The sequence below is a fragment of the Bacillus sp. JJ783 genome, assembly GCF_036963225.1.
In the GTDB taxonomy this organism is placed as follows: domain Bacteria; phylum Bacillota; class Bacilli; order Bacillales; family Bacillaceae_G; genus Bacillus_A; species Bacillus_A cereus_U.
In genome coordinates this window covers 1-13,862 of sequence record NZ_JBALMG010000075.1, presented here as the reverse complement: position 1 = coordinate 13,862, position 13,862 = coordinate 1, and the positions used below count along the sequence as shown (strand labels likewise).

Genomic DNA, 13,862 nt, shown 5'->3' with positions numbered 1-13,862 from the left:
ATGACAGATAAAAAGATGAGCAGAAAACAAGCGAATTGCTGTCAAGATTCTTCCATAGCACCCACAAAAGAAGAATTAGCAACGGAAGCTTCATCGTGTTACTCTTCAAAAAAAGAGATTCCAATTATCCCTATTACTAAGGAAATCTCTTGCTGTAGTAGTAACAACAATTCTATTAAAACTGAAACCTGTTGTTCATCTGAATTAGACCTACCCAAAGAACCAGTGACATCAAAATCTTCTTGCTGTAGTGACCCATCACCTCTTCTTAATACTCAAAAAATATCAGGAGATGGCGTACAAACTTATCTTGTAGAAGGTATGGATTGTGGGGCATGTGCTTTAACAATCGAAAAGCATCTACACAACGTTTCTGGCGTGGAAGAAGTTCGAGTAAACTTCGCTACTGGAAAAATGCATATTCGTCATGACCGGAATGTGGATGACATTATAAAAGAAGTGTCTAACGCAGGATTTGAAGCGTCTCTAGCTGGAGCTCGTAGAGGGGCAACACCTGTTTCAAAATCAAAAAATACAACTTTGATTCTCTCAGGTTTATTTTTAGCTTTAGGATTTGGAGGAAGTTTTACAATCATATCCCCTCTTCTTATTACACTTCTCTATGCTATGAGCATTGGTATTAGTGGTTATAAACCTGCTAAAAGTGCCTTTTATGCAATTAGAAGTAAATCGCTCGATATGAACGTTCTCATGATATCAGCCGCTATTGGTGCTGCATTAATTGGACAATGGCTAGAAGGCGCAACAGTTGTTTGGTTATTTGCATTAGGGGCAACGCTACAAAATAAATCAATTGAACGTACACGAGAATCTATTCGTGGATTAATTGATTTAGCACCATCAGAAGCTTGGATAAAAATTGGAACTGAACTTATAAAAAAATCCGTTGATGATATTGCAGTAAATACAACGATTGTTGTAAAGCCAGGTGAAAAAATCCCATTAGACGGCACAGTTATAAGAGGCAATTCTACTGTAAACCAAGCGCCGATAACTGGTGAATCTATCCCAATTGATAAACAAATTGGTGATTCCGTATATGCAGGAACGATTAATGATGAAGGTTCTCTTGAGATTACAGTCACTAAACTTGTTGAGGATACTACGTTATCTCGAATTATTCACCTTGTAGAGGAAGCACAGGAAAATAAAGCACCGACAGAAGCATTTGTTGATCGTTTTGCAAAAATCTATACACCTATCGTTTTTGTATTAGCAATTGGTGTCATGATTATCCCTCCCCTTCTTGGTATGGGCGAATGGATGGAATGGTTTTATAAAGGATTAGAACTTCTTGTTGTTGCGTGTCCTTGTGCTTTAGTTATCTCAACTCCTGTTGCTATTGTATCTGCAATTGGCAATGCAGCAAGAAACGGTGTACTCATTAAAGGTGGTACTGCTCTAGAAATCGCAGGTTCATTAAATGCTATTGCGTTTGATAAAACTGGAACATTGACTGAAGGAAAACCAAAAGTAATGCATGTACGCAGCGTAGATTGTACTGAAGATGCGTTATTATCCATCGCAGCAACAATTGAAGAATACTCTAATCATCCCATTGCCAAAGCAATTACAGCATATGCGAAAGAGCATCAAACTTCTATCCAAAGCGGAACAGACTTCCGCACCATTGTAGGAAAAGGTGCGCAAGTAACAATAGATGGCGAAACATACTACGCTGGAAATAAAGCATTATATGAAGGTTTTGGAGTTTCACTTCAAATGTGGAACGAACCGATTCAGGAGATGCAAAGAATTGGTCAAACCGTGATACTTGTTGGAACGAACAAAGTCATTTTAGGAATGATTTCAGTAGCAGATTCCATTCGTTCTACTACTTATGGAACAATTCAAGAATTAAAACAATCAGGTATTCGGGAAACTGTTATGTTAACAGGAGACAATGAAGGAACCGCAGAACACATTGCACAGAAAGCAAAAGTAGATCGCTATTTTGCTAACTTACTTCCAGAAGATAAGGTTCATTCTGTCAAACAACTTCAATCTGAAGGAAAAACAGTGGCTATGATTGGGGACGGCATAAATGATGCCCCTGCCCTCGCTACTGCAAACCTAGGGATTGCAATGGGCGGTGCAGGAACTGATACCGCAATGGAAACGGCAGGTATTGTATTAATGGCAGATAATCTTGAAAAACTTCCTTATACAATGAAACTTAGCCGGAAAGCATTGCACATCATAAAACAAAATATTTGGTTCTCATTGATTATTAAATTTATCGCCCTTGCCTTTATCTTCCCAGGTTGGCTTACTCTTTGGATGGCTGTCCTAAGTGATACAGGCGCTGCACTTATTGTAATCCTTAACAGTATGCGTTTATTACGGAACAAATAATAAGATAAGGAGCTACTGAGTAGCTCCTTATCTTATATACAAATTGAATTAGGATGTAGAAATGTTATCATTTAGTGGACGTTTACAAAAATAAGCGTTACTGCGAGAACAGCTGATTTACTATGAACCTATGCCAACACATTCTATCTTTTCCTCATCTTCTGATTTAAAGATCATCCTCTTCTTGTTTTTCAAAATCACTCCATGTCCAATTGGTCCAATCATTATTTACTTTCCCTACAGTTATCAAATTCACATTATTTAATTCAATCGCTTTAGCTAAACTTTGAAAGAATATGCTCTCACTCGGTTTTTGATCATCACTAACATCAGGATGTTCCCATTCTTCTGTTTGATAAAATAGATTTGGTTTAAATTCTGCATTGATTTCATCTAACATGTCCGAGGGCTTTATCCAGAATTTCTCCTTATATACAGAAGTTAAATAACGAATAAGTTTGGTAGGATGAAATGAATCCGTTTCAATTCCTAAACGCTTATACTCTTCTACCGTTGGTGTTAAGGTAATATGTTCTCCTTTCAACAGTAGCTCCATATGAAAAGGATCTACAAGGAAACGATCTTCATCATCGTACCAATACTCTTCATTTACCAGCGTTAAGATTTCATCAAAACATGAAAAAAACCCTTGCTGTCTCATGCTATTACTATACACATAGAAGTTATTCGATATCTCAAGGTTTGCATCAACGCCCACAACCTCAAATACAATGAACCACTTGTCTTCCTCTCGAAAAACAGATATTCTGGATTGTGCTAAGTCAAAATTATAGTTATCAAGTACTGGAAAATCAAACTCCCCCGCGTACCTATCTAGTGTTTCAAGTATTTTTTCTGCTTTCATAACATTACTCTCCATAAAGTTAGTATAGTAAATTTTTATTACATTCGTTTTTCTTTATTTAACTCATAAACATTATCTAAATACCAGGACATTTTTTTATGTCCCTCTAAAATGGCAAATATCCAGTTTTGTTTATTTGTATATTATATAAAACTCTAATAGCACAGTAAACAACATTTGATTATGACGCTATCCTTCATTTTCTCTATAATTGTATTTTCACAGTCCCCACCGTAACACCCCACTGCAGCTCCTCTTATTCTTCCTTACAATAAAAACAAAGACACATAGTCTATTGTTAATGTGAAATACAGTTTGATCATTTTTTCTAATAACTTACTATATAAGAAAAGACGCGTTTCTATATAAACGCGTCCGATTGTTATATTCTTAGGAGCACTTCTTTATGTCACTTATCAACTAATACTCAGCATCCCTATCTTTTCTTCCGGCAAACTACCACCATAGAATAACAATCCTCCTGCAACTCATTCCCATCCCAATCATTGTATATATGTAACAATTCAAATCCATTCTCTACTAGCAATCTTTCTAACTCCTGCGGATACGTATAGCGAAGATCAATCGTTGTTTTCAATTCCTCTACTAGCGTATTATCCTCATAAAACCTTCTTGTTGTTATGTAGTGCTGTATTTGCTGAATTGAATCATAATTCAGCTCAGTATATAAATCACATCTTCTTCCCTTTTCATCTGTAATAGTTGTCCAATATTCTTCTGTAGATGGTTGCATTAATTCTTCTTTTGAAGGAAAACGTGTATCTAATATAAATATACCATTCTCAGCTAATGCATTATGAATAGATGTTAACAACTGATTTTGATGTATATTCGTAAGAAAATGCTGGAATCCATGGCCAACCTTATATGCTAACGGAATTGTTTCTTCGACGCTCAATTGCAAGCAGGCTTGCTGTAACCATTTCCCTTTCGTATAACTTGTTGATTTTCTCTTCGCTTCAGTAAGTATGCCTTCATGTATATCTACACCAATCATTTGATATCCGTTTTCTATGAATGGAATTGTAACTCTCCCTGTTCCACAGGCTATATCTAAAATCCATTCATTTTGTATATTTAGTTTTTGCGCCCATGATAGTAAGAACGGAAAATCTGACAAACTTTTATTTTCTACATCATATCGTTCTGGATTCTCATATTCGGATAAAGTGAAACTTCAATCAGTGGGGATTGTCCATCCCCCACTGATTATTAGTTGAACCAATCGGGCTTTTACGGGCTGTTGACCTCCCATCTAACTGCCTCGCATTCCCTGACTTTTGAGATGGGAGTCTTATTGCCTGTTAAAGCGGGATAAACTCCATTTTGTTTGCAATCTTATTCCCCATTTCGCATCTTCTGTTAAATTCGATATATAGATTATAACGAGTTGGTAGATTTTTCTCTATAAACAAACATAATTATTTGGACTAATCTCCCTCCCCCATTAGTAAGCTGAAATTAAGGGTATAGAATCGGAGTGTGATAATATGGAACGTCTATGGATTCCAATAATCGTTACGTTTTTTTCGTTCGGTGGATTACTATTAGGAGGTGCTGTTGGAGTAGCAACACGCCAGCTAATTGAAGAAAAAATGCATCGTTTATACGCATTATGTGGCGGAATTTTACTTGGGTTATTATCACTTGAAATTATTCCTGAAACATTTTCAAGCTATGAAATAATTGGGCCTATGCTCGGTATAGCTATCGGTATTTTAGTTATGAGCTTATTAGATAACTATTGCCATCATCCGATTATACATAAGAAAGATCAACAAGCATGGCAAACCTTCCTTTTTCTTTCTTTCGCTATATTCATTCATAATATGCCGAGTGGATTTGCGTTAGGAACAGCGTTTATAAATCATAATGACTCTGCCATTCCTTTCTTACTTGCGATTGTCATTCACCATATTCCAGAAGGGTTAGCTTTAATTATTCCATTTCTCTTTACAAAACATAAATACATTTCATTTTTATTAACAACTTTATTACTTTCTCTTATCCTAGGGACCGGTACTGTTTTTGGCATTATGATGGACGGGAAAGCTCTCCATTTACAAGGACTTATTATGGGAAGCGCAATTGGTTCTCTTGGCTATGTCACAATTCACGAAATGCTTTGGAAAGCAAAAAAACAGCTACCTTTCCTTCCGTTTCTATCGTGGTCTATTAGTGGATTTTTACTAATAATAGTCTTCACTCTGTTCACTGGTCATCATTAAAACAAATAAGTTATATCACTTGTATATTTTTCCTTTTTCTCCAAAACATAATAGTATCTACCTATTATAAGGAGGAACGATTATGTTTGGGAAAACAGCCGGTGAAGCATTAGTGGATCTTTTAATTGACTGGGGCGTAGAACACATATATGGTATGCCTGGAGATTCCATCAATTCTATAATTGAAGCTTTAAGAAAAAAACAAGATAAAATTAAATTTATTCAAGTTCGCCATGAAGAAGCTGGCGCGTTAGCAGCGGCGGCCTATGCGAAATTAACAGGAAAACTTGGTGTTTGTATGGCTATTGCAGGACCTGGAGCGATTCATTTATTAAATGGTTTATACGATGCTAAACTCGATCAAGCTCCCGTACTAGCAATTTCAGGACAAGTAGAAAGCGATTTACTCGGAACGGATTTTTTCCAAGAAGTAAACTTAGAAAGAATGTTTGATGACGTTGCGGTTTATAACCAACGAATAATGTCAGCTGAACAGTTACCTGCTGTAGTGAATCAAGCGATTCGTATGGCATATACGAAAAAAGGTGTATCCGTTCTTACTATTCCAGATGATGTTCCGAAATTTGAAGTGAAAAATGGTGCGCGCATTACAAACTCTTCCTTTACATTACCAGAAATATTTCCACAAGAAGCAGATTTAGCTATAGCAAAACTCGCACTTAATGAAGCTAAAAAACCTGTTATTTTAGCCGGGAAAGGAGCGAAACATGCAAGAGAGTCTTTACTTGCATTTGCAGAACATATCGGTGCTCCAATCGTACTTACATTACCAGCTAAAGGGATTGTTCCTGATGAACACCCTCTTTGTATCGGTGGATTAGGATTAATCGGGACGAAACCTTCTTATGAAGCAATGAAGCATGCAGATACTTTAATTATGGTTGGTACTTCTTATCCGTTCACTGGTTTCTTACCCGAAAAAGCAAAAACACTTCATATTGATACAGACCCTGCACAAATCGGGAAACGTTATACGACAGATATCGGCTTAGCTGGTGATGCTGATAAAACATTAAAATGGTTAATTGAAAATGTAGAAAAACACGAGGATCATTCCTTCTTAGAGCATCATCAAGAAATGATGAAAAAGTGGGAAGAAAAATTACACACTCAAGAAGAAGATTCTTCTACTCCAATTAAACCACAACGAGTTATGCATGCACTGCAGAAAGTAGCAGAAGATGATGCAATTCTTTCAGTCGATGTCGGAAATGTAACAGTATGGACTGCAAGGCACTTCCGTATGACAAACCAGAAATTTATCATTTCTAGTTGGCTTGCAACACTTGGCTGCGGTTTACCTGGTGCACTTGCTGGACAAATTGCTTTCCCGGATAAACAAGTGTTTGCAGTTTGTGGTGACGGCGGATTCGGAATGACAATGAACGATTTCGTAACAGCTGTTAAATATAAACTACCAATCGTTGTCATTGTATTAAACAATAATAAAATTGCTATGATTAAATTCGAACAAGAAGTTATGGGGAATATTGAATTTGGTACAGACTTAACGAATCCTGATTTCGCAAAATACGCAGAGGCGTGCGGTGGTATTGGATACCGTGTAGAACAGTTAGATGACTTACTTCCTGCCTTTGAAAATGCGGTAAAACAAAGTAAACCATGCATTATTGATGTAGTTGTAGATGTAAATGAAGCACCAATGCCAGCAAAAATCACATTTGGTCAAGCAGCTGGTTATACGAAACATATGATAAAAGAATTATTTGAAGAAGGTAAGATTGATTTACCACCACTTTAAACAAAAAAGATAGCTGAAAACAATTTGTCTTCAGCTATCTTTCTTTATTTTTGTACCTCTTTATAGAAAGAAAAATCATTCATAGTAGGTTGTACTTGCTTCTCTACTTTCACTTCTTTATCCTTCCTCTTCGGCATTCTTACATTTCCTAGTTTAATCGCATCTTGCATACTATTACTAATAAGATTTCCTGACAAGATTGTCATACTATAGAAAGCGATTGGTATAAGTACAATCCATGTATGAGTAGTTAAGTGACGGAAGTTTTGACCAATTAGGCCAGTCCATTCCTTTGTTACACTATCTGCATCTATAGCGCCAAAAATTATTGTTCCGCCAAAAAATAATCGCAACAAACCCAGATGTAAGAGAAGTAATAAAGTGCTAACAAATTGCTGGGCTACTAATAAAAGAAATGATGGTAACATATGCGGCCATACATGACGCTTCAGTCTTTGCCACTTACTTCCTCCAAGCACTGTTGCCGCCAACATAAATTCTTCTTTCTTAATACGCTTGACTTCTTGCGCTACATACAACATAACTGTCGGTACTGCAAGACATGCAAGAACTATAATTTGAAACGCAACTCGCAAATGAAACGGAGCAGCTGCCTCTCCACTGTCAAACATTAAAACTTCCTTTAAAATAAAATAGGAAATCATAACCATTGGTACAATACTGAATGGATCAAAAAAGGATGAGATAACTGGGAATGAGCGTTTACTGTACATACCAAGTAATAAACCAATGCCTCCCCCAATCACTACACGTAAAACTGCAATAACTATACTCGCACCTACAGTCCATTTTGCTCCTTCTATTATTAACTGGAAAAGATCGCGACCTTTGTCATCACTTCCGAACCAAAATTTACTCGATGGCGAAAACGGAGCAGCCTCTAATTCTCCTTTTTCGTTATACAACATCGTTAGTTCTCGAATGTTCCCATCGAAAAACAACGTATTCCCAATACTAACAATCATAAGTACACTTAAAAAAGTAACACCAAACCAAAATCTTACATCTCTTTTAACAACTTGCCACATATTACGCACGCTCCTTTATAACATTTTGTAAAAGCGTATGTAATAAACGAAACAAGATAAAAATCGGTACATATAATATAATTAAACTTACTGTGAAAATTTCTATGTTCGAATGTTCTTTTACAAATACAAACATTCCATATGTGTTAAAAATCCATTCAATAATATATAAATTGGATAGCATAAATAAAATATTTGTTTTCGCATAATAAACTGTCGTCAATAAAACATTTCTTGAAATATGATGTGTCAAAATATGCCGTAAGCTTAACCCTTTACTCTTGGCAAACATACTATAATCTTTCTCTAATTCTTCTCTGAACCTTAATAACAAAAGTTTAATAAACAATAACGTTGTTGGTATTGTAAGACATATAATCGGTAACAAACGTACTCTTTCTTCCCCTAATCCAGCCAGTTTGATTGGCATAAACCCTGTTTTTTGAAAAATAATTACGACAAGAAGTTGCGATAATAAAATAAGTAAAATATCTGGTATGCTCTCAAGGGTAAGAAAAATCCCATTCCATATTCTTTGTTTCATATGAGTTCGTTGCAGTACAAAAACAACAAGTACATACGCTATACATAAAGAAAGTAAAAAAGCTGAAAGAAATACTATCATCGTTTCAATATAATGGATCCAAATTTGCGGAAATAATTTTCTCGGCGCTTGAAAACCATATGTAATTTCAGTTGGGTGAAGTACTTTCTCACCAACATATATAATTGCATTCCAAAAACCGATTAAATCAATTTGCAATCCCTTAAATAACCGAGGGAGCGCACCTAGACAGATTATACATAAGATTGCAGCAAATAATTGTAAACAGGTAATTCCACACCACTTAGCAGTTCGCATCAACATAACTATTCCCCTTGCTATTTAATAGAATATTCAGAAATAAAAAGTTAGACATATTACATCTCTTCAGCTATACCCTGCATTCTCTTTTGCCCACTAGGTAATATAGCTTGATAAAGGCACGTAACAGATAATAATAAACCAAATAGAGCATACAAACTATTTACCATTTGGATTAATACCTGTTGCTACACCGTATTGATCTGACAAGTAAAACATTAAAGAAATTCCGGCAATCATAGAACCGAGTCGCTCTAAAATATTTGCTAGAAAAAAGCGTGCATACACTTTCTTTCAAAATAACTGTAGCATTTCTTTCATACTCAATATCCTTTCTCTCGACAAAATATTATTATTTCAGTCATTTATCGGAAGTCTTGTTATATTTTTCGACCATTATCCAATCTTTTCCTTCTTTATAAAAAACAAGCTAAAAAAAAGACCCTTGTTCATACATACAAGAGTCTTTACATTTTTCTTTGCTTCACGAATTTGTCGTGGATATTTATCTAAAATCTTTAAAATTCTCGCTAATACCTACTTAATCTCTCAATTTTTTTAATTTCCTAAAGTTCGGATACATTTGATTTACTTGACGAATGTTTCGCACATCCATTTATAAAACTTTTCCTTCTCTTCAAATTGCGGATAATGAGCTGATTTCTCAAAAGTAATAAATTCTTTTTTATCCGCTTCAATCATATCAAAATATTTTCTTGCTGCAAGAAATGAAGTATTATAATCGTATTTTCCCATAAGAAAATAAAACGGTAGATTCAGCTTAGTTACTTTAGTAGGTAATGGATTCTTTAAATCTTTTTCTAATAAAACTGTTTGAGAATAGGATAATCCATAGTTATAACGAATTACATCAAACAAGTTATATTCATTACTGAATAACATCCCTATGTTATCACCATCTGGATTTTCAATAAGTCTTGAAGTTCCACCGTATTTCGCAACATAATTTTGCGGGGTATATGTATCGCCATTTTTAATTTGTTCAGTTAACCCTTTTAAATGTGAAACCTCATCCGCATTCCCAGCATTTTGTGCCTGTTCAATAACATAGTTTAAACTATCCATCTCACTTTCTACTGTATCGCTCATCTGTCCAATGCCAATATATGCTTCATATTTTTCAGGAGCTTTGTTGGCAGCCTGTATTCCAATATATGTACCATAAGAATGGCCTATTAAAATTACTTTTTCTTTGCCTAGACGTTTTGAAACGTAATCCGTCATAGCTAATAAATCCTCCACGAGTAGATCTGATGAAAGGTTAGAATAGTCTTCAAAGAAATGATACGATTTTCCACTTGCTCTTTGATCGTAATTGACAACCGTGAATTTCTCTTCCAATAAGTCTTGGTATTTTTGAGCATATGGTATTTCCGAAGAACCTGGTCCACCATGTACAAAGATAATAACTGGATTACTCTTATCTTTGCCGCGTATCATAATTTCATGATCAGTTCCATTTATCTCTACTTGTTCTAATGTACTTATACTGTTTTTGACCTTTATTTGTGAGGTCCATGTAGGAAATACCAACGCTATGATTAGTAATAGTATAGTAATGACTCCGATAATTTTTATTGATTTTTTCATCTTTTTCATAAGTCAATTCCTTTCTGTTAAATTTATTTACATATCAATTTAATTCTGTAAAACTACATAAAATCACCACTAAAAATAAGCATATAAAACAATTACACTTTTCTATTTCATCCCAATCTTTTTCTGCATTATTAATTTCCCATACACTTCTTAACTTTCTACTACATTAATTCTTAATATTTTCTAAACTTTCAATATCCCCTTACGAATTTAAAGTATTGATTCTTGACAACATCTTGCGTACACGTATCTATGTATAACACACATAGAAAAAAGCCCTTGTTTTCATAACAAGGACTCTTTCGTTAAACTATTTCACCACTTCTTCTTTCGGCATTACCATACCTTTATAAAGTTGGACAGTAATCCAATAATAAATGAAATAAATTACTATGAAGATTCCTATTGGCATCCACACTTTTACAAATGGATCAACTAATATGAAGCTGAATAAGTTAAGCCCTACTAAAACGTGGGAAATTCCAATAATTGCTGGGAAGATAAATAAATATGAGATTTCTTTATATATACTTTTTGTTAACATACTACGCCTCACACCGATTTTTCGTAGCATTTCATAACGGCGTACATCACGAGAAGCTCCTGTTAATATTTTAAACATAAGAGAACTCGCCATCATCGCTAAAAATGCAATTCCAAGGAAAAATCCCATAAACATTGTTCCGCTCATGAAACTATTCATGAACTGATAAATTGTCATTTTCGTATATAAGTCTACTTTTGTACCTGTTGTTTTTTCAATTACTTCTTCTTGTCTCTTATCTATTTCGATCAACAGTGGTTTATATTTTTTCATATCGTCTACTCTTACTAAAGTTACACTATGTTCCGTTCCTTGAACCGCTTTATAGTTTTCCTCATCAGCAATCCTTACAGGTTTTCCGTTAAATTGATTAAATGTAATTTGCAGTTCGCTTGCAATTGCATCCTCCCAATCTTTCGGCATGTTAGGCAATTTATTCTCATTTTTTTGAGCTTCCATAGATGTATATAAAGGCTCTGCCAAAGGCTCATTTACACGTTTACGAGCAGGTTCTTTTAAAGTTTTTGTATCAAAATGATCTGAAATAAGTGGTGGTTTTTCAGTTAAGTCGTTACGTAAATAATAAACCGCTTCTCCATCTACTTTATACTTATACTTGCTTTCTTCAACAATTTCCATTTCTTTTAATGCTGCTTTATCTTGTTCATTTGGATCATGAATTACGACATCATATACACGTGAGAAGTCTGTCATAATACCTACATTCTTTTGAAACGCCATACCTGCTGTCATGGCACCTGCACCTAATGCAATTAACATCGCTACAGTGCCTAGTACTCTCGATAAACTAGTTACTCGAAAACGTAGCTGTGCATAAGTAAAACTATTTAATCCCGTTTCATTTCGTTTTTTATTCCCCTTAATTTTCATTACAAAAAGTGGGAGTAACGAGCTGAAAATGAAATACGTTCCTAATGTCGTAACAATTGTCGCTATTATAAATCCTAGTTCAGCAAACATTTTTATATTTACCATAAAATAGTATCCTGTACTTACTAGCAATACACCTAGTACTGTCATAATAACTGTGCGAGCTTTACTTTTCTTCACTTCATCTTGCGTTTCGTCTTCACGTATTAACTCTAATTCTGTTTTACGTAATAATCGGAAACTATTCATTACACCAGTAATGAAAAATAATATTAAGAAGAAAATAGATGTAACTAATATAGCTGGTGTGTATACAGATGCGTAATTACCTTTTGCTGAAATTTCCATTCCATTCATTAAAAAATTTCCTGCTACACTAGCTAGTATGATTCCTACTAAAATACCGATAATAATACTGACAATACCCATACCAAAAGTCTCAATAAATAATAATTGCGCTACTTTTTTCTTTTTCGCTCCAAGCATCATGTACATACCGAGTTCTTTTCTTCTTAATGTAAGTAAAAAAGAATTGGCATAAATGATGTAAAAAACTGTAATGAATGAGAGCAATATTGCACCAACCCAGAAGACGAGCCTAATACTACTAATGAGACTATTATCTTTTGTAAATTCACTATTCATCGCCATCGTTTGGAACATGTAAAAAATACTAATACTAATGACTAGACCAATAAGTAAAACCATATAATCCTTTAACATTTTTTTCATACTATGACGTGATAATTTGAATAACATAGTCTCGCCCCCTTACTTCGACTCAGTTGCTGAGCCCATTTGGGCAAGCACACCTAAAATGTCTTGATAGAAATTTTCTCGTGTTCCTTGACGATTTAACTCTTTATAAAGTAGACCATCTTGAATAAATAAAATACGCTCACAGTAACTCGCACTAAATGCATCGTGTGTTACCATCAAAATACTGACATTGTGATTTTCATGTAAATCTTGCATCGCTTCTAATAAACTTTTTGCATTTTTACTATCAAGTGCTCCTGTCGGTTCATCTGCTAATACGATTGCCGGATTATGTACTAAAGCTCGTGCTGCCGCTGTTCTTTGTTTTTGTCCACCAGAAACAGCAGTCGGATATTTTGTTAAAATTTCAGTAATCCCTAATTTCTTTGCTACTTCATTTACTTTTCCAGTAATCTCACTTGACGGTACGCCTTGCAGGGAAAGTGGTAAAGCGATATTTTCATAAATTGATAAATTTTCTAGTAGATTAAAGTCTTGAAAAATAAATCCTAATTTTTGAGAACGAAAATCTGATAATGCATTCCCCTTCATAGAAGTAATATTTGTGCCAGCTATTGTTACACTACCACCTGTCGCTTGATCAAGTGTACTAATCACATTTAGTAATGTCGTTTTACCAGATCCAGAAGGACCCATAATCCCTACAAACTCTCCTTCTTTAATACTTAACGAAACACCCCTTAATGCTTTTGACTGATTCTCATTTCTTTTCCCATACGTTTTTTCTACACTTTCTACAGTAACTACATTTGTTGACATCTCTTTCACTCCATCCCTTTTGTATAGTATAAATTTCCCATATATTTCTTATATTTTTCTCATAAAAATTCTTAAGAATTT

The 13,862-nt window shown here is 34.7% G+C and carries 10 protein-coding genes and 1 pseudogene; 3 read left to right on the top strand and 8 right to left on the bottom strand.

Annotated features, from left to right (window positions below; genetic code table 11):
* Positions 1-2,376 (top strand): heavy metal translocating P-type ATPase, encoded by a 2,376-nt coding sequence (locus V7038_RS16595; RefSeq protein ID WP_335470998.1) that lies wholly within the window; start codon positions 1-3, stop codon positions 2,374-2,376.
* A gap of 166 nt (positions 2,377-2,542) precedes the next feature.
* On the opposite strand, the gene V7038_RS16590 is transcribed toward V7038_RS16595, so the two are convergent.
* On the bottom strand, positions 2,543-3,241 hold the full coding sequence (locus V7038_RS16590; protein ID WP_002200539.1) for a DUF7003 family protein: 699 nt from the start codon (positions 3,239-3,241) through the stop codon (positions 2,543-2,545).
* A gap of 436 nt (positions 3,242-3,677) precedes the next feature.
* Positions 3,678-4,382 carry a class I SAM-dependent methyltransferase gene (locus tag V7038_RS16585; protein WP_335470995.1) on the bottom strand — a complete coding sequence of 235 codons (705 nt, stop codon included), beginning with the start codon at positions 4,380-4,382 and terminating at the stop codon, positions 3,678-3,680.
* Between the two features lie 370 nt (positions 4,383-4,752).
* Here V7038_RS16585 and V7038_RS16580 point away from each other — a divergent pair, with 370 nt between their 5' ends.
* Positions 4,753-5,490, top strand: coding sequence for a ZIP family metal transporter (locus tag V7038_RS16580; RefSeq protein WP_113734679.1), 738 nt, complete (start codon positions 4,753-4,755; stop codon positions 5,488-5,490).
* A gap of 82 nt (positions 5,491-5,572) precedes the next feature.
* Positions 5,573-7,273 (top strand): pyruvate oxidase, encoded by a 1,701-nt coding sequence (locus V7038_RS16575; RefSeq protein WP_335470992.1) that lies wholly within the window; start codon positions 5,573-5,575, stop codon positions 7,271-7,273.
* Positions 7,274-7,317: 44 nt separating this feature from the next.
* On the opposite strand, the gene V7038_RS16570 is transcribed toward V7038_RS16575, so the two are convergent.
* The 6 genes and pseudogenes from V7038_RS16570 to V7038_RS16545 all read right to left on the bottom strand — a co-directional run bounded on the left by V7038_RS16570 (position 7,318) and on the right by V7038_RS16545 (position 13,790).
* Positions 7,318-8,322 carry an ABC transporter permease subunit gene (locus V7038_RS16570; RefSeq protein WP_335470990.1) on the bottom strand — a complete coding sequence of 335 codons (1,005 nt, stop codon included), beginning with the start codon at positions 8,320-8,322 and terminating at the stop codon, positions 7,318-7,320.
* 1 nt (position 8,323) lies between these two features.
* Positions 8,324-9,190: an ABC transporter permease subunit gene (locus V7038_RS16565; protein ID WP_335470987.1), complete on the bottom strand. Its 867-nt coding sequence runs from the start codon at positions 9,188-9,190 to the stop codon at positions 8,324-8,326.
* A 189-nt stretch (positions 9,191-9,379) separates the two neighbouring features.
* A pseudogene (locus V7038_RS16560) lies at positions 9,380-9,508 on the bottom strand (MFS transporter); the annotation flags it as partial.
* Between the two features lie 267 nt (positions 9,509-9,775).
* Positions 9,776-10,807 (bottom strand): alpha/beta hydrolase, encoded by a 1,032-nt coding sequence (locus tag V7038_RS16555; protein ID WP_335470984.1) that lies wholly within the window; start codon positions 10,805-10,807, stop codon positions 9,776-9,778.
* Between the two features lie 310 nt (positions 10,808-11,117).
* Positions 11,118-13,001 carry an ABC transporter permease gene (locus tag V7038_RS16550; protein WP_286097843.1) on the bottom strand — a complete coding sequence of 628 codons (1,884 nt, stop codon included), beginning with the start codon at positions 12,999-13,001 and terminating at the stop codon, positions 11,118-11,120.
* Between the two features lie 12 nt (positions 13,002-13,013).
* Positions 13,014-13,790, bottom strand: a complete 777-nt coding sequence (locus tag V7038_RS16545) for an ABC transporter ATP-binding protein (RefSeq protein WP_080025008.1) — start codon at positions 13,788-13,790, stop codon at positions 13,014-13,016.
* Positions 13,791-13,862 lie beyond the last annotated feature (72 nt).

Bases quoted from the DNA above. Each gene is read 5' to 3' on its own strand.
- V7038_RS16595 (WP_335470998.1), top strand. From the start codon at position 1: ATGACAGATAAAAAGATGAGCAGAAAACAAGCGAATTGCTGTCAAGAT.
- V7038_RS16590 (WP_002200539.1), bottom strand. From the start codon at position 3,241: ATGAAAGCAGAAAAAATACTTGAAACACTAGATAGGTACGCGGGGGAG.
- V7038_RS16580 (WP_113734679.1), top strand. From the start codon at position 4,753: ATGGAACGTCTATGGATTCCAATAATCGTTACGTTTTTTTCGTTCGGT.
- V7038_RS16575 (WP_335470992.1), top strand. From the start codon at position 5,573: ATGTTTGGGAAAACAGCCGGTGAAGCATTAGTGGATCTTTTAATTGAC.
- V7038_RS16570 (WP_335470990.1), bottom strand. From the start codon at position 8,322: ATGTGGCAAGTTGTTAAAAGAGATGTAAGATTTTGGTTTGGTGTTACT.
- V7038_RS16565 (WP_335470987.1), bottom strand. From the start codon at position 9,190: ATGTTGATGCGAACTGCTAAGTGGTGTGGAATTACCTGTTTACAATTA.
- V7038_RS16555 (WP_335470984.1), bottom strand. From the start codon at position 10,807: ATGAAAAAGATGAAAAAATCAATAAAAATTATCGGAGTCATTACTATA.
- V7038_RS16550 (WP_286097843.1), bottom strand. From the start codon at position 13,001: ATGTTATTCAAATTATCACGTCATAGTATGAAAAAAATGTTAAAGGAT.